This window comes from Calothrix sp. FACHB-168 (assembly GCF_963889195.1).
Taxonomy (GTDB): domain Bacteria; phylum Cyanobacteriota; class Cyanobacteriia; order Cyanobacteriales; family Nostocaceae; genus Aulosira; species Aulosira anomala_A.
On sequence record NZ_CAWPNJ010000044.1, the window covers coordinates 21,924 to 47,187 of the forward strand.

The 25,264-nt window shown below is 40.6% G+C and carries 15 protein-coding genes, 1 pseudogene and 1 CRISPR repeat array; of the genes and pseudogenes, 11 read left to right on the forward strand and 5 right to left on the reverse strand.

Going from position 1 to position 25,264, the window contains the following annotated elements; genetic code table 11:
• The first annotated feature begins 392 nt into the window (after positions 1-392).
• The gene (locus AACW45_RS25350; RefSeq protein WP_190635549.1) at positions 393-1,661 is read left to right on the forward strand and encodes a dihydroorotase; all 1,269 of its coding nucleotides are present in this window, start codon (positions 393-395) and stop codon (positions 1,659-1,661) included.
• A 576-nt stretch (positions 1,662-2,237) separates the two neighbouring features.
• Here the strand turns inward: AACW45_RS25350 and AACW45_RS25355 are convergent.
• Positions 2,238-2,666, reverse strand: coding sequence for a hypothetical protein (locus tag AACW45_RS25355; protein WP_190635551.1), 429 nt, complete (start codon positions 2,664-2,666; stop codon positions 2,238-2,240).
• Between the two features lie 894 nt (positions 2,667-3,560).
• Here AACW45_RS25355 and AACW45_RS25360 point away from each other — a divergent pair.
• The 4 genes from AACW45_RS25360 (at position 3,561) to AACW45_RS25375 (ending at position 12,617) form a co-directional block, all read left to right on the forward strand.
• Positions 3,561-6,389, forward strand: coding sequence for a CHAT domain-containing tetratricopeptide repeat protein (locus AACW45_RS25360; protein WP_190635553.1), 2,829 nt, complete (start codon positions 3,561-3,563; stop codon positions 6,387-6,389).
• A gap of 696 nt (positions 6,390-7,085) precedes the next feature.
• Positions 7,086-9,497 (forward strand): dynamin family protein, encoded by a 2,412-nt coding sequence (locus AACW45_RS25365; protein WP_190635555.1) that lies wholly within the window; start codon positions 7,086-7,088, stop codon positions 9,495-9,497.
• Between the two features lie 7 nt (positions 9,498-9,504).
• Complete coding sequence (locus tag AACW45_RS25370) at positions 9,505-10,293, forward strand: hypothetical protein (protein WP_190635557.1); 789 nt, start codon at positions 9,505-9,507, stop codon at positions 10,291-10,293.
• An 11-nt stretch (positions 10,294-10,304) separates the two neighbouring features.
• The gene (locus AACW45_RS25375; protein ID WP_190635559.1) at positions 10,305-12,617 is read left to right on the forward strand and encodes a dynamin family protein; all 2,313 of its coding nucleotides are present in this window, start codon (positions 10,305-10,307) and stop codon (positions 12,615-12,617) included.
• A 154-nt stretch (positions 12,618-12,771) separates the two neighbouring features.
• On the opposite strand, the gene AACW45_RS25380 is transcribed toward AACW45_RS25375, so the two are convergent.
• Entirely contained in the window at positions 12,772-14,673 is a 1,902-nt protein-coding gene (locus tag AACW45_RS25380) for a transketolase C-terminal domain-containing protein (protein WP_190635561.1), read from the reverse strand.
• 635 nt (positions 14,674-15,308) lie between these two features.
• On the opposite strand from AACW45_RS25380, the gene AACW45_RS25385 reads away from it, so the two are divergent.
• From AACW45_RS25385 to AACW45_RS25395, 3 genes and pseudogenes are all read left to right on the forward strand, one after another.
• The gene (locus AACW45_RS25385) at positions 15,309-16,073 is read left to right on the forward strand and encodes a DeoR/GlpR family DNA-binding transcription regulator (RefSeq protein WP_190635563.1); all 765 of its coding nucleotides are present in this window, start codon (positions 15,309-15,311) and stop codon (positions 16,071-16,073) included.
• A gap of 213 nt (positions 16,074-16,286) precedes the next feature.
• A pseudogene (locus tag AACW45_RS25390) lies at positions 16,287-16,400 on the forward strand (element excision factor XisH family protein); the annotation flags it as partial.
• A complete protein-coding gene (locus AACW45_RS25395) occupies positions 16,388-16,723 on the forward strand; it encodes a XisI protein (RefSeq protein ID WP_190635565.1) in 336 nt (111 codons plus the stop codon). The pseudogene AACW45_RS25390 and the gene AACW45_RS25395, both read left to right, overlap by 13 nt.
• Positions 16,724-16,746: 23 nt before the next feature.
• Positions 16,747-17,290: direct repeats of the CRISPR family, unit length 37 nt; unit sequence GTTTCAATCCCGTTGCCGGGTTTCATTAATTTGAAAG.
• A gap of 350 nt (positions 17,291-17,640) precedes the next feature.
• Here the strand turns inward: AACW45_RS25395 and AACW45_RS25400 are convergent.
• Both AACW45_RS25400 and AACW45_RS25405 read right to left on the reverse strand, forming a co-directional pair.
• The gene (locus AACW45_RS25400; RefSeq protein WP_190635566.1) at positions 17,641-19,116 is read right to left on the reverse strand and encodes a phytoene desaturase family protein; all 1,476 of its coding nucleotides are present in this window, start codon (positions 19,114-19,116) and stop codon (positions 17,641-17,643) included.
• 205 nt (positions 19,117-19,321) lie between these two features.
• Positions 19,322-19,444, reverse strand: a complete 123-nt coding sequence (locus AACW45_RS25405) for a hypothetical protein (protein ID WP_277880437.1) — start codon at positions 19,442-19,444, stop codon at positions 19,322-19,324.
• A gap of 20 nt (positions 19,445-19,464) precedes the next feature.
• On the opposite strand from AACW45_RS25405, the gene AACW45_RS25410 reads away from it, so the two are divergent.
• The 3 genes from AACW45_RS25410 to AACW45_RS25420 all read left to right on the forward strand — a co-directional run bounded on the left by AACW45_RS25410 (position 19,465) and on the right by AACW45_RS25420 (position 22,849).
• A complete protein-coding gene (locus AACW45_RS25410) occupies positions 19,465-20,250 on the forward strand; it encodes an ABC transporter ATP-binding protein (protein ID WP_190635568.1) in 786 nt (261 codons plus the stop codon).
• A gap of 17 nt (positions 20,251-20,267) precedes the next feature.
• Complete coding sequence (locus AACW45_RS25415; RefSeq protein ID WP_190635570.1) at positions 20,268-21,680, forward strand: MlaD family protein; 1,413 nt, start codon at positions 20,268-20,270, stop codon at positions 21,678-21,680.
• Positions 21,681-21,796: 116 nt separating this feature from the next.
• The gene (locus tag AACW45_RS25420; protein ID WP_190635572.1) at positions 21,797-22,849 is read left to right on the forward strand and encodes an aromatic ring-hydroxylating oxygenase subunit alpha; all 1,053 of its coding nucleotides are present in this window, start codon (positions 21,797-21,799) and stop codon (positions 22,847-22,849) included.
• A gap of 253 nt (positions 22,850-23,102) precedes the next feature.
• On the opposite strand, the gene AACW45_RS25425 is transcribed toward AACW45_RS25420, so the two are convergent.
• Complete coding sequence (locus tag AACW45_RS25425) at positions 23,103-24,935, reverse strand: sensor histidine kinase (protein ID WP_190635574.1); 1,833 nt, start codon at positions 24,933-24,935, stop codon at positions 23,103-23,105.
• Positions 24,936-25,264 lie beyond the last annotated feature (329 nt).

The following is a 25,264-nucleotide window of genomic DNA, read 5'->3' on the forward strand; positions in this document are numbered from 1 at the left end:
TCAGTGCGGCGCGGTTGACGGTTGACAGGATAATTGTAGGTTGGGTAGAGCGTCAGCGAAACCCAACAAAGGGGAGCATCTCAAATGTGCAAAAACGCCCTCACCCTATAAGGGTGGGGCTAGAAATACGAAGCCTGCCTACCCTTCGGGAACGTCTTCGACGAACGCAGGCTAAAAGTTTGATAGCCTGCGAAGGCAGGCTTTGGTGTTGGGTTACCCTACGGGAAGCCGCTCCGCGTCTACGTTCCTCAACCCAACCTACGCCTTTATTCCCCCTGCTCCCTGCCCCCTGCCTCTTTTACTCTGATAGATTGGATAATTTTATTCTGAAATTTCCTAGATGAAAATAGACTAACAGTGGCAGCACTGATAAATAATAGCTGATAGCTCACATGACAACTGAATTGTTACAACAAGTACGGGTTATAGATCCGGTTTCTGGAACCGATAAAATAGCGGATGTGTTGATTGCTGATGGTTTGATCCAAGCGATCGCATCTCATATTACCGATGTTAGTTCCGATACTCAAATTAGAGATTGTCGGGGTTTAGTTCTAGGGACGGGGTTGGTGGATTTGTACAGCCAATCTGGTGAACCAGGGTTTGAAGAACGGGAAACTCTCTCATCTCTGTTGCAAGCGGCGGCGGCTGGTGGCTTTACTAGAGTTAGTATTTTACCGAATACATCTCCCGCGATTGATAACCCGGCGCTTGTGGCACAGTTGCAGAAGGGTAGAAAAGCAGAGGAGGCTGCCGCTACACCCCAGCTGCAAGTATGGGGTGGGATGACGTTGGATTTGGCGGGGAAGCAGTTGACGGAGTTGGCAGATTTGGCGGCGGCTGGTGTGGTTGGCTTTACTGATGGGCAGCCAAGGGAGAATTTAGGGCTGGTAAGGCGGGTGTTAGAATATTTACTGCCTTTTAATAAACCAGTGGCTTTTTGGGCTTGCGATCGCCAATTGGCTGCAAATGGAGTAATGCGCGAAGGTGCCGATGCGTTGCGGTTTGGTTTACCGCCAATACCAGAGAGTGCAGAAACATCTGCGATCGCATCTTTATTAGAATTAGTCGCCAGCATCGGTAATTCTCTCGTGCATATTATGCGTGTTTCTACGGCACGTAGTGTAGAATTAATTGCCTCAGCTAAAGCATCGGGTTTACCAATTACCGCTAGTACTACCTGGATGCATTTATTATTAGATACCAAAGCTGTTAAGAGTTATCACACAAGCTTGCATTTAGATCCGCCTTTGGGTACGCCTAAAGATATGGCAGCGTTAAGGGAAGGGGTACGGACAGGAATTATAGATGCGATCGCGATCGATCATGCACCCTTCACCTATGAAGAAAAAGTCCAAGCCTTTGCAGAAGCACCACCGGGAGCCATTGGCTTAGAGTTAGCCTTACCTTTGTTATGGCAACATTTAGTAGAAACGGGAGAATTCACCGCTTTAGAATTATGGCGTGCTTTGAGTAGTCGTCCGGCAGAATGTTTGCGACAAAATTTGACAGGGTTAACAGCAAATCAAAAAGCAGAATTAACCCTATTCGATCCACAGCAAAGTTGGAAAGTTGAGAGTAAAAATCTGCATACACTTTCTCGTAATACACCTTGGTTAGGGCAACAATTGCAAGGGCGTGTTGTGCAGATTTGGTGTTAGTAGGGACAATACCGCAAGGAACTGAAGTTCCTTGCTAATAGCAAAAGTCATCTTTAGATGACTAAATTTATTTGCATATCCTGAGTCTACTTCAGTAGACTTGGGCTATTAGCCTGAGAATTCATTCTCAGGCGTGTGACAAAACTCAGAGAGAGGCTGTTTTTAGCTTACAGCAGTTTTCACCTATTTGAACCACATCTGTCGTAGGGGCACGGCAGCAGTCAAATTATTGTATGTACCAAAAGATTGTCGGTGCCCATTGGTGTCAACTTAACGTGAAACCCGCTTGGTGAATAAGTTATGCCCTCACCCCCAGCCCCTCTCCCTCAGGGAGAGGGGAGCAAGAGATTTAATTCCCCTTCTCCTGGGGGAGAAGGGGTTAGGGGATGAGGGCGAGGGTTTTTGTACAACAGGCGCAGTATATAGCTTTTAGCTTAAATTGACACCTATGGTCGGTGCCGTGCCCCTACAGCATGGTCTATTTACTTGAAAATAGCTGTAAGTTAACACCAATGAACAATGTTGTGCCCCACAACATATCACATTATTTTTTAAAATTAAAATGAAGATTCTATCCTAATTTGTGGCGGCTGGTTTCTTGCCATTACCGTTGCTATTTACATTAGGAATAAATTCCATTGGTGCAGAATTAGGAGTTGATGCGTCACTTTTTACGGCGCGGCGGCGTTGGTTTTTTGGTACTCCTCCCGCTTTGCCATACTCTACACTGCTTTTGCCATATTTTGTCGCAACTCCTAACAGTATAAGCTCTGTCATATCGCCTAATTCGCGCTCGGTTTCTAGCATTTCTCGGTATAATCCATCCAAGTTAGAAAGGGCTGTATTGTATGCATATTCTTGCGATTGCATCTTCTCAATGAGAGTGCGAAAGCCAGGTAAAGTCAGTCCATTACCTACATCTAAATTGGGATTGATTGAGTTCATGCTAGCAGCACGACGCACGGCTCTTTCTAAAACTTTAGAGCTTCTTTTTTGACGCGCCATATTCTACACCTGCTGATAAATAATCGTTGATATTATTTACCTTAAAAATTTTATGTACCGATCAGCCTGGGAATATTTCGGCAAATATAAAACAGCTTTTGCTACACAGAGATTTAGGTAATAAGTAAGTGAATTCTTGATATAAGTTGATAAATCAGGAAATTAAGCGCCTGATTTGCTGTTTACTTGCGGAAAACACCAAAATGACTGCGCGATTTACCGAAATGAGAAGGTAATAAGGCTTTTTGAGTAGATAAAATAGCTTTTTACTTGCGGAAAACACCAAAATGAGTGCGCGATTTACTAAAATGAGAAGGCAGTAAGGCTTTTTGAGTAGGTAAAATAGCTTTTTGCCTGCGGAAAACACAATAATGAGAAGGCAGTAAGGCTTTTTAAGAACTCGTTTAAGGATTTTGAGTAAGTAAAATGGCTTTTCGCCTACTAAATTCAGCTTTATGTGTTTTTTTGATATAGCGATCGCTAAAATTTTAGAGGATATTTTAAAAGTCTTTTTGTTAGTAGCCAAAAGTTTTAGATCCCCCTAAATCCCCCTTAAAAAGGGGGATTTAAAGAAATTTCCCCCCTTTTTTAAGGGGGGCTAGGGGGGATCGAAACGTTATCGGGCTAGGTTATAAGACAAATGACCAATGACAAATGACCAATGACAAATGAAAAACTGCATAACCCCCCACACCTCAAAGATATATGTAATTGCAACGCCAAAAAACTCAGCGCCAACAGCGTCAGCAGATGATTATGCACCGACAAACTTTATTAAATCTGGCAAAAAACACTAAAAAAATCCTAATCAACCCTGCTATACTAACTAAAATACCCAAAATCTATCTTTTCTGGTCACCAATTACGAATTACAGCCTCTTCAAACGTAACCCGATGAAATTGCTAACTTGGTCAATCGCTACAGCAATGACATTAGGACTACTGGTGAGTATACCAAGGGAAGTTGCCGGACAAACCCAACCACCATTATCAGCACAACAGTCCGCAGAGTTAGCCGAAGCCAAGCGGCTGAATCAACAAGTTGTGCAATTGTATCAGCAAGGCAAATATAGTGAAGCCATCCCCCTGGCAGAAAAAGCCTTAGCGATTGTGGAGAAAGTGCTGGGTCAAGAACATGCACTTGTGGCTATTAGCCTGAACAATTTAGCTGAACTTTACCGAGTACAAGGGAATTATGCCAAAGCCGAACCCCTGTTCCTCCGCTCCCTGGCGATTCTGGAGAAAGTGCTGGGTCAAAAACATCCCGATGTAGCTACTAGCCTGAACAATTTAGCTGAACTTTACCGAGTACAGGGGAATTATGCCAAAGCCGAACCCCTGTTCCTCCGCTCTCTGGCGATTCGGGAGAAAGTGCTGGGTCAAGAACATCCCGATGTGGCTACTAGCCTGAACAATTTAGCTCAACTATACTATTTACAGGGGAATTATGCCAAAGCTGAACCCCTATTACTCCGATCTCTGGCGATTGTGGAGAAAGTGCTGGGTCAAGAACATCCACTTGTGGCTACTAGCCTGAACAATTTAGCTGAACTTTACCGGGAACAGGGGAATTATGTCAAAGCTGAACCCCTATACCTCCGCTCCCTGGCGATTAAAGAGAAAGTACTGGATAAAGAACATCCTAGTGTTGCTACTAGCCTGAACAATTTAGCTCAACTATACTATTTACGGGGGAATTATGCGAAAGCCGAACCCCTGTACCTCCGCTCTCTGGCAATTTTAGAGAAGGTACTGGGTAAAGAACATCCCGATGTGGCATCTAGCCTGAACAATTTAGCTCAACTATACTATTTACAGGGGAATTATGCGAAAGCCGAACCCCTGTACCTCCGCTCTCTGGCAATTTTGGAGAAGGTACTGGGTAAAGAACATCCCGATGTGGCATCTAGCCTGAACAATTTAGCAACACTTTATTGGGCACAGGATGATATCAATCGTACCACCGATTTTCTCACCCGTGGACTCGCAATTGAAGAACAAAATTTGCAACTCATCTATGCTGTGGGTTCGGAACAAAGAAAACAAAACTACGTTCAAACCTTTAGTGCAACTACTAACGCTGCTGTTTCTCTCGCCCTACAACAATCTCCCAAAAACCCCACATTAGCCAAACTCGCCCTAACTACTGTACTCCGTCGTAAAGGACGAGTGCTAGATGCCATGACTGACACAGTGCAGACATTACGCACCCAGTTAGCAGCCAACCCAGAAACCAAAAAGCTGTTTGATGATTGGTTGAACGTGCAGCAACAGTTAGCCGCCCTAGTATATCGCGGACAAGGGCAAGAAAAAATTGAAGTTTATCAAGCGCAAATTAAACAATTAGAAGCCGAGAAAGAACGCTTAGAAGAACAAGTTAGTGCTAAAAGTGCCGAATTCCGCCAAGCAATTAAACCAGTGGAATTAGCTGCTATCCAAGCCCAAATTCCCCAAGATGCTGCAATGGTGGAAATTGTGCAATATCAGCCAGTTAATCCTAAAGCAAAAAAAGACAGCGAAAAATTTGGTAACCCCCGTTATGCAGCAGCAGTGCTGCGTGCTGCGGGTGAACCGAAGTGGGTTGATTTGGGTGATGCTGCAACTATTGATAAATCCGTTGCGAGTTTCCGCAATATTTTGGCTTATGCTCCCATATCTAGTCAAGAAAATAACACTAATTCCAAACAAGAGCGGGGAATTTTTCAAATTGATGGCAAAACTGCTGTAGTCCAGCTTCAGGAACTCGCCCGTAGCTTGGATAAGCAAATCATGGCTCCCATTCGTCCCTTGTTAGGCGATGCGCGTCACCTGTTGCTTTCACCAGATGGGCAGTTAAACTTGATACCCTTTGAAGCCCTCAAAGATGAGCAAAATCAATATCTCGTCCAACGTTACGCTTTCTCTTACCTCACCACTGGGCGAGATTTACTCAGCTTGCAAACCACAGCCAAAGTAGCCGCAAATCCTGTAGTCTTTGCAAATATCGACTACAACCAACAAGATACCACAGTAGCAGCTAAATCCCGTGGTTCAAATCAGCGTTCTATTGACTTTGCTAATTTAAAATTTAGCTCATTAACAGCAACTTTAGCAGAAGGGCAACAAATCCAAAAGATTTTTCCCCAAGCCAATCTCATATTAGGAAAACAAGCCACAGAAGCGGCGATTAAACAATTAAATGCACCGAGAATTTTACACTTAGCTACTCACGGATTCTTTTTACCAGATGAAGAAGTTAAACCCCCAACCAATGCTTTTAATCAGCAATTAGATAAAGCCCCAGTTTTAAATTTAGAAAATCCCTTATTACGTTCTGGTTTAGCTTTGGCTGGATTTAATAATCGTCAACAAAAAGCCGATACAGATGATGGAGTTCTCACGGCTTTAGAAGTTGCTGGGTTAAATTTACGGGGTACAGAATTAGTAGTTTTATCTGCTTGTGAAACTGGACTTGGTGATGTGAAAATTGGTGGCGGTGTTTATGGGTTGCGGCGGGCTTTGGTAATTGCAGGTGCGCAAACTCAACTATTAAGTTTATGGCTAGTAGATGATGATGGCACGAAAGATTTAATGGTGAAATATTATGAGAAATTGCGAGCAGGTAAGGGGAGACATGAAGCGTTGCGAGAGGTGCAGTTAGAGTTATTAAATAATCCCAAATATCAGCATCCTTATTATTGGGCGAGTTTTATTCCTTCCGGCAATTGGCGGGGGATGAAGTAAACTTGGGCATGGGGCATTGGGCATTGGGCATTGGGCATGGGAAAAGCTGCTAATGCCAGTGAAATCCTACTTCTGTGGAAAGGAGATACAGTTTACAGGGTTAACAGCAAATCAAAAAGCCGAATAAACTCTATTTGATCTGCTGCAAAGTTGGAAAGTCGAAAGTAAAAATCAGCTTAGACTGTCTAGTAATACGCCTTAGTTAGGGCAACAATTTCCAGACTGCGTTATCAGGATTGGTATTAATAGGTACAGAGTTCCCCAGTTATTATGGGAAAAAGTGACGATAAGAGCGATCGCATTAATTCAGTTTAGCGTTGATGTTTGAAAAAAATGCGATCGCGCTTCAACGTAATGTTAATGAATCAATAGAGGTTGTATTCGGTTCAATTTGTCGATATCAGAAGGATTTTAGTGAGTTGAGATTGTAATTTAGTAGAAATACGTAAGCATTTTAGTTGATTCCAGATTATAAAGAAATAGTGAAAAGGCGCGAATTGTTTCCAGACTTACGCCCAATCTCTTTGAACCTCTCTTTAGTTACTGTTCTTGGTGCCTTTTACAGTTTATAGTTGCGTTCTCACTGAGTAAGTCTTAATACTTAGAAATTAAATCAATAAAACTGAAATTTCTTGCACTTTTATAGCAGGTAAAAGTTCTGCGCCTAGTTAGAAAAATTTAGCCATAGGTTGAAAAATGAGCAACAAATTATATAAAGTATTTGCAGATGTCGAGCAAAATGCACAACTTCTCTCCAAATATTGGCATAATTTTTCTACAGAAATATCTGAGCATTTACCAGATACATATCACCCAGAACTGCAAGAACTGACAGATAAATTAGAGAGAGCTATTGATAATTTAGTCAACGAACTACAAAATCCTACTCTTACCCTCGCCACAACAGGAACAACTAGTAGCGGTAAAAGCACTTTAGTAAATTTATTATGTGGAGCAGAAATCGTTCCTGTCGCTGTGAGCGAAATGAGCGCCGGAGCAGTAACTATAGAATATAGCGAGCAAAAATCTTTAATCATCCATGAAACTCCTGGTGCATTATGGGAGTGTGGAGAATGGACAGGTATTAGTGATGAGCGTATTTATCAACGCTTGTACGATGTAATGATCAATTACATCGATAACAGAGAAAAACAACCTAATTTAGCTTGTCCACAGTCAAGCATTTCTTATCCTTTCAGACTCATCAAAGAATCCAAACTGGAATTACCCAGAGGTGTCAAGGTAAGAATTATGGATTTACCTGGTTTAGCTTATGTGAATGATGAAGGTAACGCAAATGTAATTAAACAGTGTCGTGAAGCTTTGTGTTTGGTAACATATAACAGTGCAGAAACCGACAAAGAAAAAGTTGGAAAATTATTACAAGAAGTAGTAGAACAGGTGAAAGATTTGGGTGGTTCTCCTGCACGTATGCTGTTTATTCTCAATCGTATTGACGTTTTCAGAGCAGATAGAAATTACCCGGAAACAGAGAATCGCTTTGTTGATAATGCGATACGTAGTATCAAGCACGAACTCACCGAACATTTAAAAGAATATACAGAAGATATTGAAAAATTGCAGGTTATAAAATTGAGTACTTGGGCAGCTTTATTAGCACTGCAAATAAAAAATAATGATGAAATATACAGTACAGAAGCCTGTAAGAAAGCAGATAATCATTTTAATGGTTTAATTGATGAAAGTATATTAGAAGACTTACCCCGTAAAGTTGAAAAATGGTCTAGACATGACCGAAATAGGGTTGCTGATGCATTATGGCAAAAATCCTATGCGGAAGAGTTTCAGCAAGGCTTGAGATCCCATATTAGTCAGCATTTTCCTCGGTTAGTAATTCCCCAAGCCATAGAACGTTTTAATGTTGCTGCTGGTAATGCTGTTAAAGAGTGGGCTTTACAGACAACGACAGCAATTCTAAACAGTTCAGAAGAACGATATCAAGAAGAATGTGAAAAAATATCTTGGATTAAATCAACAATTAATAGTTTCTTAGAAATTAGCGATGAAAATTTAAGAGAACCTTTTAAAAAAATAGATAACAAAATTAAGCAAGTTTTAGCAGACGAGTCAGAAGATGACCCTGTACTGTATTTAGAAAATACTATAAAAAGTTTTAATAAGGTTGAACCATACAATGAATTGGGAGACAAATTATGTTCACTATATGAATGGAGACGGGGAATCGGTCAAGGAATAAACCAGGTATTAGAATCAGTAGCAAAGTCTTTAGAAAATGGAAGAGTACTTTTAGATACTCCAAATTTGAAAAAAGCGAATGCTTTAAATGTTAACTTATTAGGTAATTGTTTAAAAAGACTAGTCAACTTGGGCTATACAGCTTCAGTTGCTAAATCTGGTAAGAAGATGGAAGCAAGAACAGAGGATGAGAAGAAGAAACTTAAGCAATTGAATGAAGAATTAAATGAACTGGCAATTCACTTGAATCTCGTAATGGAAGATGTATTAAAGCAAATTTCTAACCAAGAGCTAGATAGAATGTACCAGGCAGTAGTTGAGCTTTTTAAATGTCATTTATCGCATATAGAAAAAGGTACAAATGATATTGCACCTAATATCGCAATTAGATTTCCTGATTCTCAACTTATCAGAGTTGATAATAAACTCACATTTAATTTACGTTTTAAAGCAGGTTTTGCAATTACATCAGGAACTTGGAAAGAGGCTATACAAGTAGAGAAAACTAAAAGAACTTGGTATACATTATGGCTTGGTAAAAAAACGTATTACGAAACAGAATATAAAACTCGTGCTAGCGATAATGCAGAAATTCCTAGCATAGAAAAGTTACTTGAAAATTGGCAATTTCAGGTAAAAGCAGAAGATAAAGAAATAGTAAAAAAAATCTCACGTTGGTTGCTAGAGCAAATTGAATGTTTAAAAAAAAATGTAGATAAAGTTCAGAATGATGTTATCAATCGTTATCAGGATAGGCTTGATACTGCAAAGAAAGAAATCACCACAGATTATGAAATGCAAAAAAATGTCTGGCAACCTATGCAACAAAAAGCTAAAAGTCTTATTGAAGATTTTAACAGTTTAGGTAAAGCCTTAAAAGAGGAGCTTTAGATTAAAAGTGGTAAAACGTCATTTACAAGATTTACTCATTGTTTTTGATTATGTATATCCTGAGATAAAAGATTTAAACTATGGAATTTTACATAAGGTTTTATACATAATCCTTGATAATCAACCTCAAAATGCCGAATTTATTTGTAATAGATACGGTATCCAAGAATTAGCAAAAAAAGATGATGATGAAGCAATTATGGATATATTCATAAATAAAATAAATAGAGTAATAGCTAATCCAATAAGCATTTTAAATCCTGAAAAAAGAGAATTTTTTTGGATTGTACTAACAGCTTGTCTACTTGTTGGTTCAATTGGATATGTTCAATTTATTCAAAGGCGAAGAAATCAAGGAAGAGCAGGTAATATTAGAAATGTACAACAACCCGTAGCTGTACCTTTACAACCTTTAGTACCTACCCTACAACCTATTACCGTGGCCTTATGTCTTGTTGTACCCGCCTATGTAGTACAGAATTTAAAAGAACAATCTCTAATATATGCTGATGGAATAGAAAAACTCATAGATAATGCATCATATTTTCTATGTACAAAAGTTGCTGATGCTGAATTAGCGCAGCAGAATCTAGATTTGACTGATGAAAATATATTATTGATTGGCGAACGAAGAGAAGTTTACGTCAAAATCCATATTGCAGATGGGCAAGAAATACTTGATAAAACAGTTCCATATATTTTAAAGAGAAATCTACCATCTCATGGTCAAGGAATTGTTAAAAAATTAGCTTGTCTGGGAGATTTATCTGGTTTAGAAAAATTTAATCGTGTATAAGGAGCCTTTAAATGGATTGGAAAACAGCATCTTCTTACTATGAGGCTCGTTTAAGCGAAGCCTTAAACGTACAACGATACGCGGTTAATTTAGCTAATTTACCCCAAGCGGAAGTTCCCTCGCAATTAAAAGAAATACTATTACAAGAGGCAGAACCAGCACGCCGTCAACTTGAAAGACTCAGAAAGCGAGAGTTTCGCATTGCAGTTGTCGGTTTAGAAAAAGCGGGAAAGAGTACTTTTATTAATGCTTGGTTAGAATGCGATTTACTTCCAGCCAAGGGTGGAAGGTGTACATTTACAACCACACAAATTTATTCAGTTCAAAATGACACAGAGCAAAAGCTGGAAGTCCAAGCGAAAACCGAAGAACAGTTTATCAATTTATTAAAGGAACTTGAAGCAGCAAAAGCTCAAGAAGATATCAAAACTATCCGCGAAAATGAAATCACTTTACAGCAAGTAAGAAGAGAAGGTAATCGGACTTTTCCATTTACTCGTCTAGAAGATATTAAAGAATCACTTAAAAAGTATGTAGCCGATGAAAAGTATGCTCATGCTGTTTTAGAAGCAAGACTTTATACTAACAAACTTGCTCAAGCTGAAGGTGTTGTATTTTATGATGTTCCTGGTTTAGATTCAGGTTTAGCAAAGCATGTTGACGAAGCCAAGGAAATGCTGTCAGATTGCGATGCTGTCATATTAGTACAGCGTTTTACTAGCCTGAGAGAGAAAGAACTAGAAATAATTAAATTTACAGAACTTGGTGATAAAAATATAACTGTTGCTGATAAACTTTTTGTATTTTTAAGTCGTATTGACTCATTAGCTACGCCAGAAGCACTGAAAACTCATCTAGAAGAAGCATCTCAAGATTGGTTTAAACGTGCGAGACTTCCACAGGAACGTATTGTATATGGTTCGGCTGGGGCTTATCTACTGTTGAATGGGTTAGCTGGAGAACAAACAAAGTTAGAGATTGGTGATGCACATAATATTCAATCCCAGCTAAAAAGATTAACTGGAATTATTGATGAGGAAGCTTTAAAACAAAAAGGTACTGGTATTCCAGTAATTAAAGACAAAATATTTAATTATATAAATACTGAGCGTGTATTTATTTTAAAAAAGAGATGTGAGGCTTCTATAAATACAATCTTAAGCACCTCAGAAGAAATTTATAATTTAGTCAGAAAACGGTATTCTGAAAATCCTGAAGAAGCAAAACGATTTGAAGAGGATAGAAGACGAGTTTTATTCAATGAATGGTGGAATATTCAATGGGAACAGAAGAAAGCCGATCTGCAAAAGTTTTATTACTCTTCTGTTAGCAATAACTCTCTAGATAATTTAACCGAGAACTATGCAAATAGCATTGCTAAATTTAAAGAGCGATATCTTCAAATTGTTGCTAGCGAAGTTCAAAAGCTGAGAGAAGAAGCATTGAGAAAAAAAGATATTATCTTTGCTGCTAATTCTTACCCACAATTTGACCGCATGAAAGCTAATTTCGCTTGGCGGGAAGATTTATATGGCGATATTAGCAAGCTTTTAGCTTCCATAGCGCGACAACTTGCTATGGAATTGAAAGATGAAGCATTAACTTTAGTCGAATACATGACAAACTTATTATGGGGTAGTAGTCAAGTAAAAGAAAGATTAATTGATAAATCAGAAGAATACTTTTTATCAAAGCTAGAAAATAGCTTAAGTGTCCTATTTTTACGTTTTGCTCGTCCCGTTGCTGAAGTATTAATTCGCGCTCCATTGAATAGCGATGCCCGTGATAAAATTGCTAAGAGTCTTGGGGTAGATATTGAAATAGTTGATAATTATTACACAGGTGAAGAAGCAGCTTTTAAAGTTCTCAAAAGATACGCGAAATATGGTTACCAATTACTTTATAATTCAGTAACCAGACAACAAGTTTTAGGCGTAAAAGAAGTTCCAGCAGCTATTATTAATATTGTCAGCGAATTACAATCACCCCAAAATGATGTCATCTTTGAAGTTGAAAATGATATTAACGCTTTTGAAGAATACTTGCGTGCAGCAATTTTTGAAGCTGCTGGCTTTGAATCTTATTGTATTCAAGAACTCAAGGGGTTGATTGATAATTTTAGAGAAAAGCAAGGAACATGGACAGGGATTGCGCTTAATGAATGGTTGCAAGGTAATCCACTTTTATTGGCAGAAATCCCACCAGAATTGCGATCGCAAGAATCGAACCTAGAAGTTAGCGAACGCTTGCGACAATTATCTACAGCCTTAAAACAAACTCGGATACCAGAAATGCGATCGCAATCCGTGCTAGTTGAAGTGTAACTTCACCTGCTTTGACGGTGGGTTATGCGATCGCGTAACTCACCCATGAACAAAACGAACCGCCAAGACGCCAAGTACGCCAAGGAAGAGAGGTAAACTCTACTCTTCTTTGCGCCTTTGCGCCTTTGCGTGAGATAAAAAAGATATGCTTTATCTAGCCAACTAACTCTTTCACCTTTTTAATAATGCCCACCGGATCGATACCTTGATGGGGGTACTGTTCCCACAAACCACCGCAACCTTCTTTATAAGTTCCCAGGTGCGCATATTTGGGAGTTAACCCCCGTTCTAATAACCAGGTACCGAAACGGCTACCTAAGCCTGTGCGACGGTTGAAGGCTTCGACGACTAAAACAAAGGGTGCTTTACCAATTTTAGCGATCGCATCCTCATCCACGACATTTAAAGTCGGTTTGTTAATCAAACCCACATCTAAGCCTTCCTGCTTCAAGCGTTCTACCGCATCCAAACAACGGTATAAAGCATCGCCAAAGCTAACTATATAACCTTGGGTGCCTTCGCGGATGATTTCATCTTTACCGGGGATAAACTTGTAATTATTGCCAAAAAATTCATTTCCGTTACTATCCAATATATTGGGGACTTTGGAACGGGTGGAGAAAATAAACCGCAATCCCGGATCGAAAAATATCGCTTCTATACAAGCTGTCATTTGATTGACATCGGCGGGAAAGTAGAGTTTTGTGTCATAGCGATCATCCAAGCCATTATCGGCAAACATATTATTTAAGCCGAAGTGACAGGTATTATCCGCCATGTCATCGATACCTGCATGGGAAAAATGACACAGAACGTTAGATTGGTTCAACCGCGCCATTGTAATTTCGGAAATGCACATTTCTAAAAAGGCGCTGAAGGTGGCGAAAATCCCTTGTTTGCCTTTTACCATCCCAAACCCAGCCGCAGCCGAGAAATTACCTCTTTCCATGATGCCTGAGGGGATAAATACTTCGGGATAGGTATCGTGGATTTTCTTCAATCCGCAGGAGCCTTCTAAGTCGCTATCAATTACTCTGACTTTCTCCTTGCGTTCGGCTTCACTCATGCGGCTGAGGACATTTACCACAGCTTCGCCAAAAACGTTGCGATTTGCGCCCCATTTGTCGCTAGCACCGAGAAATGTATAGGTTTGCTTGGGTTTTTCGATATTCTTCAGGTATTCCACCGCCGCAGTCTGTCCGCGAGATTCGAGATATTTAATCGCCAAATCGACGGAAATCACATCATGTCCGTGGGTTGAGCCTTCTAAACCTGCAATACCGGGACACATGGGACGTTTGTTAATAACTGCGATCGCGCCTGGTGTATTTACAGCTTCGCACAGGCGGCTGTACAAATCGTCTAAATCTTCCCCATCGCCCTCAAGTATCTTTAATCCATGTCCTTCTAAGGTTTTGGCGACGGTGAAACCAGGTAAATATTTAGAAGGATGTCCGGCGATTGTCACATCATTATCATCAATGATGAGTTTAACATTGAGATGTTGCGCGATCGCCAAACGCGCCGCTTCTGCATCGTTACCTTCCTGCTGAGAACCATCGGAACCGAGACAGAAAACCACTTTCCCCGGATTCGCCATTGCGATACCATTTACGTAAGGCCACACATGACCCAAACGCCCAGAGCTAAATTTTACACCAGGTGTAAACCCTAATTCTGGATGCCCCGGTAAATGAGAATGGGCTGCACGATATTGTAGAAGCTGCTCTGCGGGTAAATCTCCATGCAGCGCTGACATGAGATACTGAGTAGCCACGCGATGTCCAGCTTCATCAAAGAAAATCGGCACAAATTGTTCAGCAGCACCCCGGAAGAAGGCATCAAGAATCATCACTTCTGGAACTGTATCATAGGGGCCGCCAGTATGCCCGCCCACGCCTCTAGCTGCGCCTGTGGCTGTGAAAAACACGATCGCATCTCGGCAAAGTTGAATATTTGCTTTGAGCGTATCTCGCTGTTCTGCTGTTAGGTTAGCATTGGCAGGATTGAGCGCTAAATATTTGTAAGCACCGAGATCGATAGGAAATTTAGTCATTTGTTATTAGTCCTTTGTTAATTATTGGGCATTGGGCATGGGGCATTGGGCATTGGGCATTGATAACCGTCAACCGTCAACCGTCAACCGCGCCGCACTGAGCTTGTCGAAGTGTCAACAATCAAATTTGCACGAATGTGCTTGAATGCAAGTGAAGATACGGTTAAATGTACGAAAACATGCACTTTACCGCTATTGTGAAATGAATAACCCTAGCAGCAATCTCTCTTTTGGCAGAAGATAGGCTGAATTGTCGGGAGTATCCCAATTTTGACGCAATACCCTAGAAGGGTAGGCAGGCTTCGTATTTCTAGCCCCACCCTTATAGGGTGAGGGCGTTTTTGCACATTTGGGATGCTCCCGAATTGTCTCCTTCCTGGTATGGGAAGCAGCAGTTAAAAGTTATATCAAGTCCGGTAAAATACCGACCGATATGTTGACAGGCTTCTAGCGTAACCCTTACTCTGTAAGGATTCAGAGCAATGGATACAGGGAGAGTTTTATTGATCGGTAATTAGGCGGACATCAAATTGAGTCTAATGCTTGTGATTTGCTGGTATTGAACTGTATGTAATAAGTATAAACTCACAAACGTGCAATTTCAAGATTAAAAACGCAACTTCAGGAAAATTTTTATGTTGACTGCTGAACGCCGACAATTCATCCTTGAACTTCTCAATCGTGATAAGAAGGTGCTATCAACGGAACTGAGTGCTGTATTGAAGGTTTCGGAAGATACGATTCGGCGGGATTTGCGGGAACTTGCAGAAGCAGGACTTTTGCAGAGGGTACATGGTGGTGCATTGCTGACTTCCCCTGCTACCGCCAGTTATGCAGATCGGCAAAAACAAGCACCGAAAGAAAAAGAAGCGATCGCACGGGCAGCAGCTAAATTAGTTTGTCCAGGGCAGGTGGTAATATTAGATGGCGGTACAACAACGCTGCAAGTAACGCGCCATTTACCGCCAGATTTGCAAGCTACTGTGGTGACAAATAGCCCACCAATTGCGATCGCTTTAGCCGAACATCCTTATATAGAAGTTGTGATGTTAGGTGGTAAGCTCTACAAAAAGGCTTTAGTTAATGTGGGTACAGTCACCATTGAGTCATTGCGGATGATTCGTGCAGATTTGTGTATGTTAGGAGTGTGCAGTTTGCATCCAGAGGTGGGAATTAGTGTGCCAAATTTAGATGAAGCCCATGTAAAACGCGCTATGATTGCGGGTTCGGCTGAGGTAGTCGGATTAGTCACAGCGCAAAAATTAGACACAGCCGCACCTTATGTAGTTGAGTCAATTCATGCATTGACTTATCTTGTCACTGCACCCACAGTATCTAATGATATGTTGGCGGCTTATAAAAATTTAGGTTTAACAATTATCCGCGACGAAGATAAATAAAAAACATTTAATATCCTTTCTGCTTCAATACTTATAATGAGAACTAATACCAATTGGAAAAAAGAATGCGACAGATTGTAGGGGCACTGGCACTGCCATGCCCTCTAGAATATTTTGATGTGTCGCAAAGATTATTTGAATTGGTATAACATCAAGACAAGGTGAAAATTTAATTGGAGCTTGAGAAAATAGATAATATAAGTTCCTTTAGATGCCTATGAAACTTTTTTTCAGTTGCCATTTACGCAAATGATTATTCAACAATATCAATTAATATTAGTAATTTATGACATTGACAATGAGGTAATCGTCCAATGGCTAAATTAGAAGAATATAGAAAATATATAAAGCAGGTATTAACAGAATATAGCCTGTACTATAAATCTGACAATCAGGTAGAGGCACAAACTATATTTGATAGCGAACACGACCATTATCAATTAGTATATGTTGGTTGGAAAAACAAACGGCGTGTATATGGTTGTGTTTTGCATTTAGATATTAAAAATGAAAAAATTTGGATTCAGCATAATGGCACAGAAGCCAATATTGCTGATGAATTAGTAGCTTTAGGCGTTCCTAAGCAAGATATTGTTTTAGGATTTCACTCACCTTATAAAAGACAGTTTACAGATTTTGCTGTTGGGTAAAATGCTGATATAGCAGCAATCACCTTTCAATCCCGTTGCCGGGTTTCATTAATTTGAAAGCCAATTATTATCTAGCTGCTGCTCGTTGGGGATATTGTTTCAATCCCGTTGCCGGGTTTCATTAATTTGAAAGGAATAAAACCACTACTGCCACTTACTTGACTATTGCCAGTTTCAATCCCGTTGCCGGGTTTCATTAATTTGAAAGGCGTACATGGATGGATTACACGACCACATTCAGGCGTTTCAATCCCGTTGCCGGGTTTCATTAATTTGAAAGCAAGATGTCTGTATCTTCAAAATCAATAGTATCGTTTCAATCCCGTTGCCGGGTTTCATTAATTTGAAAGCTTGATATCTTTGTGCTGTTAAACTTACTGGATTAGGTTTCAATCCCGTTGCCGGGTTTCATTAATTTGAAAGGATTAAACAAGTACCAACTATGGAATATATTTATGGTTTCAATCCCGTTGCCGGGTTTCATTAATTTGAAAGTTATCGAGCGATTTGATGGAATGATCCAGCTAGTCGTTTCAATCCCGTTGCCGGGTTTCATTAATTTGAAAGTCCGCCAGCCAGAACCTAGTCACAGACAAAATTCTAGAAGCAATTTTGGCGGGACTATTTTAAAAGTCCATTTCAGCCGTTGTCAACAGCGAGCTAAACATTACTCTAAACGCTGAAACTATTTAATTATCAAGGTTCTGACGATTTTGCGGGAGGTGGGGGGTTTTCGCCCGCGCTTTCCCATGCCAAAAAAACGCTTTACCAACTAGATGGTGACATCATAATACGATTATTTCTTGTTGTCGAGGTTGCCAAAAACTTCACGCTAGTCATTTCCGAGCAAATCTCACAATCAAACTTGAAAATATCTCTTCTCTAGCCCCATGCCCCATGCCCCATGCCCCATGCCCCTAGACTAAAGTATTCGCGCATAAAATCCCAGATGCGGCGACTGCGGGGACACCAATTCCGGGTATGGTGCTGTCACCAACGCGGTACAAACCTTGTATTGGTGTGTGGGTGCTGGGAAACATACCTTTATCAGCTGCGATCGCGGGGCCATAGCTTCCCTGATATCTTCTTAAATAACGGGCATGAGTTAAAGGTGTCCCAATTAATTCAACTACTATACGCTGACGAATATCTGGAAGAACTTTCTCTAAAGCACGATATAATGTTTGCGCTTTCTCCTGTTTCTTGGCTTCATAATCTTGATTTCTTACCCAGCCACTATAAGGTTCTAAAGTGTAAGCATGAACTACATGATGTCCTTTTGGCGCTAAATTTCCATCCCACAAGCTAGGAATAGAAATCATGCAAGTATTTCCTGGGGTGGTAATATCCTGCTGGGAATCGTGAACTACTACATGATGTCCGGTTAAATTCTCCAAACCATCAGCGCGGATACCTAAATGTAAATGCATGAAGCTGTCAACGGCTGGCGTTTCTAAAGCTTCCTGGCGATATTTGGCAGGTAAATCTTCAGGACGCAATAAATAATTGTAGGTATCCCAAATACTCGCATTAGAAATGACAATCGGCGCGTGAATAACTTCGCCTTTTTCCAACCTGACACCCACAACTTTACCCGATTCCACCAAAATTTGCTCGACATGACAGCCTAAGCGTAACTCTCCCCCCCAGCGTTTTAAACCCCTCACTAATGCTTGCACAATTGCCGCACTACCCCCCACCGGATACTCAACTCCTGCACGGGAACGTTCGCCGAGCATAAAAGCTACCTCCGGTGTAATTGTCCCATGTGCCTTTAAACCAGAGAGCAGAAAGCATTCCACATCAATCAGCCTGCGTACCCAAGCATCTTTTACAGTTTCATCCATCACCTTACCAACCGAACTTTGCACCAGTGGTAAGTAAGGCAGCATTTTGATTAAGGAAGGTAAGTAATTTTTAAGTAATGTAAATATTACCCGCCAGTCCGAGCGCAAAGCTAAAGTAGGGATATCGCGCATAGCTGCATATAGCCCTAACAAGCGTTCTGTAAAGCGTTGGAGTTCCTGCGCACCTTGGGGTGTAACGCGCTGTACTTCCTGCAAATAACGCTGTGGATCGCGATAAATAGCAATAGTAGCTTCAGGAAAATGGTAGTGTCCTAGAGGATCGTAGGGTATAACTTGAATGGATTCGCCAAGAAGATCCAAAACTTGTTTGAGCGGATTCAAGCTTTGGGTATCAGTTAAACCACAATAGAAAGAAGGGCCAGAATCAAATTCAAAACCTTGTCGTCTAAAACTGTGAGCCGCACCTCCGGGAATCACATGACTTTCGCAGACGATCGCTCGTTTGCCATAATAAGCCAATAATCCCGCAGCACACAATCCGCCAATACCGCTACCAATTACTATGACAACATCTTTATCTTGCATACAGTCTATAGTCAAGAGTCAAGGATCAAAAGTCAAGTGTCAACAGTCAACAGTCAACAGTCAACAGTCAACAGTCAGTAGGGGCGGGTTTATGGGAGATCTTCATTAATCAGTGAGAATATCTATGAACCCGCCCGTACAAAAGTCAACAGTCAACCATTAACCATTGAACATTAACCCTTAACCATTGAACATTAACGATTAACTATTGAACATTAACCCTTAACCATTGAACATTAATGATTAACCCTTGAACATTAACCCTTAACCATTGACCATTGACCATTGACCATTGACCATTAACCATTGACCATTGACCATTGACCATTGACCATTGACCATTGACCAATGACTAATGAACCATTAATTGAACTAAAAGGCGTGTCTAAGTCCTTTGGTAGTAATAAGGTTTTAGATAATATAGATTTAACTATTTATCGAGGCGAGGCTTTAGGAATTATCGGCCCTTCTGGGACTGGTAAATCAACAATTTTACGCATCATTGCGGGATTACTGCTTCCCGATGCGGGAGAGATTTACGTCCAAGGGGTGCGGCGTAAAGGTTTGATTGAAGATGGGGATGAAACTGTGGGGATTGGGATGGTGTTTCAACAAGCGGCGCTGTTTGATTCCTTAACAGTAGAAGAAAATGTCGGATTTTTACTGTATCAGAATTCCAAAATCTCGCGATCGCGGATTCGCGATTTGGTACATACCAAATTAGAGATGGTAGGTTTACCGGGAATTGGGGATCTCTACCCTTCGGAATTATCTGGCGGGATGCGCAAACGTGTCAGCTTTGCACGGGCGATTATGTCTAACCCAGATAACGACAGAGAAGGGCCAGAAATCTTACTTTATGATGAACCTACAGCTGGACTCGATCCCATCGCCTCCACAGTCATCGAAGATTTAATTCGCCATTTGCAACAGGCGCAAGGTGTTTGCAGCACTTATGCCATTGTGACTCATCAAGACAGCACAATTCGTCGTACCGCCGACCAAGTTATATTTCTGTATCAGGGTAGAGTGCAATGGCAGGGTACAGTGAGTGAAATAGATAGCACAGACCATCCATTGATTAGACAATTCATGAGTGGAAGTGTGCAAGGGCCAATACAGGTTGTCGGCTAGATGGATGGAGGAAAATTATGCGATCGCGTACAGTTAGAGAAGGTTCTGTAGGGCTAATTGTCCTTCTAGGCTTGGGAGTCTTTGGGCTAATCGTTATTTGGTTGAATCGCGTGAGTACTAGTCGCAATTCCTACAAAGCAATTGTGGAATTTGCCAATGCTGGGGGAATGCAAAAAGGTTCAACAGTCCGCTATCGGGGTGTGAAAGTGGGCAGTATTTCTGCGATTCGCCCCATGCCCAATAATATAGAAGTAGAAATTGAAATCTTTCAACCGAATCTCATCATTCCCAGAGATGTGGTAGTAGAAGCCAATCAAAGCGGATTGATTAGTGAAAGCATGATTGATATTACACCGCGCACTGCGATCGCAACTACAGACGTAACTGCTAAACCCTTAGATACAAATTGCGATCGCGAAGTAATTATCTGTAATGGTACTCGCTTAAAAGGGCAAATTGGCATCAGTGTAGATGAACTGATTCGCAGTAGCACGAATATAGCTAATAGATATGGTGACCCAGAATTTAAACGCGATATCAAAAGATTACTAGAAACATCCACCGCCGCCGCCACAAGTTTCACAGCGCTGAGTCGGGATTTGCAAAATTTATCCAGAAGCGCCCAAGGACAATTAACCACATTTTCAAGTACAGCCAATTCCGTCCAACGGGCGACAAATCAATTAACTGCATCTTCCACCCGCACAGTTAACGAACTCGGTTCAGCCGCTAAACAATTTAGTCTCACCGCCAATCAAGCCAGTAGATTATTAACTAACTTAGATAACTTAGTTACAACCAATCGGTCTTCATTAGTGGCGGCTTTAAATAATCTTACCGAAACCAGCAATCAATTACGAACTACATTTACAGCTTTATCCCCAGCAGTGGATCGTTTAGCCCAAGGTGAAATCATCAAAAATTTAGAAACACTCTCAGCTAATGCAGCCCAAGCATCAGCTAATTTACGCAATGCAACTAACACTTTAAACGATCCCAAAAACGCCTTATTATTACAACAAACTTTAGACTCCGCCAGACTCACCTTTGCAAATACCCAAAAAATCACCTCAGATTTAGATGAATTAACAGGCGATCCCCAATTCCGCAGCAATCTGCTTCGATTGGTAAATGGTTTGAGTAGTTTAGTATCTTCTACCGAACAAATGGAACAAACTGCACAAGTAGCAGTCACCTTAGATTCCCTCAAAGCCTCAATTAATCAACCAGATGTAAAACTTCCCACCCCTGCGATCAAACCACCAGCCGTCACTATTAATCCTGTACCCACATCTGTGAAAATTGTCGATAAAAATCCACAGCCACCAGCCACCTTATCTCCTCCCCAACCAACGCCAGAAGAACTGTTACAAAAATTGCGCGAATATAGCAAGCAACGAGAACAAGAAAATCTAGGAAAGGTGGATTAGAGCAGAGGCAGGGGGACTCGGGGCCCCCTCTGGGGATAGGGGGAGAGGGGGCAGGGGGCAGGGGGAAGAAATGATTGACTATTGACCATTGACCATTGACCATTGACTATTGACCAATGACAAATGACAACTTTTTCTTACGTAATGTTTGGTATTATGCTTTGCCAAGCGATCGCTTAAAACCCGGTAAAGCGATCGCGCGGACTTTTTTAGGCGAACCAGTTTTACTCTGTCGTACCCAAGCGGGTAAGGTATTTGCACTCCGAGATATTTGTCCCCATCGCGGTATACCGTTAAGTTGCGGGCGATTTGATGGACAGGAAGTAGAATGCTGTTATCACGGTTGGCGTTTTGATTATGGTGGACGTTGTACGGTGATTCCTTCTTTAACCGAAGGGCAAAACGTCGATTTAAATCGCTATAACGTGCAATCCTACGAAATTCTGGAAAAGCAGGGTAATATATGGATATATATGCCCGAACCAGGTAAATATCAGTCTCCACCACCAGAAATGGAAGTACCAGAGATTCCCGGTTTTGGCGATCGCCCGCCCCAATTAGTCGAGGTGATGCGCTTCCCCTGTTTTGTCGATCATGCAGTTTTAGGCTTAATCGATCCCGCCCATTCGCCTTACGTACATCGTGTTTGGTGGTGGCGTTCGGGACAATTGCACGATGAAATTAAGCAATTTGACCCCTCACCCTATGGGTTTACCATGCGTAAACACCAATTACCCGCCAATACAGGTTCAGCTTATAAGTTCATCGGCGGCGGCATCCCGGAAACAGAGATTTCCTTTCGCATTCCCGGAATACGCATCGAAAACACCACCACCACCAAGCATCAAGTCTGCAACCTAACAGCCATCACACCCATTTCCGAAACCGAAACCGAAGTTAACTTTGCCTTTTATTGGACACCCACCTGGGCAGGATTTGCCAAGCCTTTGATACGTTTATTTACCAGAGCATTTCTCGACCAAGACCGCAGAGTAGTAGAAAAACAGCAAATTGGTTTAAAATACGACCCCGTGCTGCGATTAATCAAAGATTCCGATATGCAAGCGCTATGGTATTACCAATTAAAGCGCGAATACGCCCGTTCTATAGCCGAAGACCGTCAATTTGTCAACCCAGTCAAAAGTCAATTATTACACTGGCGAGCTTAGTGCAAAATCTTATTCTCCGCGTACCTCTGCGCCTACCTTTGCGCGCCTTTGCGTTTAAATTCCACCCCTAACCCCTAGCCCCTAACCCCTAGGGCGTGTTTTCAAACCCCGAAAGTAGGTTGCAGAAAGTAGACGCAACCCAACGCAGTAACGTAAATGTTGGGTTACCCTGCGGGAAGCCGCTCCGCGTCTACGTTCCTCAACCCAACCTACAATTAAGTCGAATTTAGAGTTTGAAAACAGTCCCTAACCCCTATTTCTGATTCATAGGAATTTCGATTTTAAACTCAGTTCCTTTTCCCGGTGCAGAAATAAACTTCAGCTTACCCTTGTGCTTATCTACGACAATTTTGTAACTCACAGATAATCCTAAACCTGTACCTTGTCCCACCGGCTTAGTTGTGAAAAAAGGGTCAAATATGCGCGATTGAACGCTCTCACAAATTCCCGATCCATTATCTTTAATACTAATTCTAATTCTACAATCTTCTATAATTTCAGTATGAATTTTAATCAAACCATGCTGGTTTTTATTTTCTTGATTTTCTAAAGCATCAATAGCATTTACCAAAATATTCATAAATACTTGGTTCATTTGTCCCGCATAACACTCGATTTTTGGTAAATTTCCATATTCTTTAATTATGTTAATTCTTGTACCATTAGGCTTATGTTTCAAGCGATGTTGCAAAATTAGCAAAGTACTATCAATGCCTTCATGAATATTTACTAATTTCATATCGGCTTCGTCAAGTCGCGAAAAATTCCGTAAACTCAAGACTATTTCACGGATGCGTTGCGCACCCACTTTCATAGAATTAATAACTTTTGGTAAATCATCATAAATATAATCTAAATCTATATCTTCAGTCATTTCTAATATTTCTGGATCTGTGTAACCATAGCGTTTTTGATAAATCTCTACTAATGAAAGTAAATCAGTTGTATAGTTACTAATATGTGAAAGATTGCCATAAATAAAATTTACTGGATTATTAACCTCATGGGCAACACCTGCTACCAATTGACCAAGTGCAGACATTTTTTCAGCTTGAATCAGTTGCGATTGCGTCTGCTTTAATGAATCTAAAGCGTCACTAAGTTCTTGAGTTCTTTCTTCTACCCGACTTTCTAAATTTTGGCGTGCTAATTCTAATTCATGGGTATATTGCGATAAGCGTTGAATCAGACTATTGAGTGATGTGGCTAATACTCCCACTTCATCTCCTGTCGTCACAGGAGCTAATCTATTAAACTTTAATTCTTCAGTTGTGCGCCTTGCTACATCCGTCACAGCCAAAATCGGCTCTGTGAGAATACGACTGGTGTAACTAGCAACAACAGCAGCCAGCATCACTGATAATAAGATACTGGACACAACAATTCTAAAGCGAATTTTTTCGGCATTAATTAGTGCTGCATTCGCTATTTTTTCGTCTTCATAAGAGGCAGAAATTACATGATTTAGTTGATCGTCAATAACATCATATTTAAGCGCTAATTGACTGCTAGAAAATTCTACCCAAACTTCCTGTCTAATTTCGATTTCTTCAGAATTTAAATTCAAATCCACAGGATTTTTATTAATTAATTCTTCTACTTGAGAGATATATTTTTTAATTACACTTGAGTAAGTTTTCAGAAAAAATGGTATCCCATCAATATGCACATCTTGTTGATAATTTTTGCTATGTAGATGTAAATTTAGTTCAGACCATAGCTTTTTAAGTTCTGCTGAATCTTGAGAGAAATCAGCATATTGTTGATGTAATAATTCCTGCTTGTGAGTGAGCAAGGGAATAATTTGTAGTTGACTAGTTCTGGTTTGTAATAAAGCAGTTTGCAACCGATGTAGTAGATTTATTTCGTAGTAAGCATCATTTCGTTGCTGCTGGGCAAATTTTTGGTAGTAATCTCCAGCCATTAAACCACCAACTATACCCACAACAGCAATACTGAGGCTAATTACATATCCATAACGAATTTTTTGACCAATATTTAAGTTATGAATTTTCTTCCTCAAAAAACTTACCCTTGTCCGTAAAAAATTATTGTTTAAGTTATGAGGAATTCGTTTAGCCTGCATATATTTAAATTTTTATCTAATAATTTAATTTTAGATGGCAAAAACTCTAAATAGAGAATTTATATCGAACCTTTAAAATATCAGTGGCAAATATTCAAAAACTTCAGATTATCTTCCTTTGTAGCAAGCTAGGTGGAAGTTATATATCAGCCTATTCAGTTCTTACACCCACTATCTCCTCTAAATATTACAGCTTTCGGGCTAAGTATTGTATGTATTAATAATTTTGTATTTACAGCATATTACCAGTTGCTGAGGTACAGATTATCGTTGATTGTAGGGGCACTGGCACTGCCATGCCCCGAAGCGCGTACCTCATTTACTTAAAA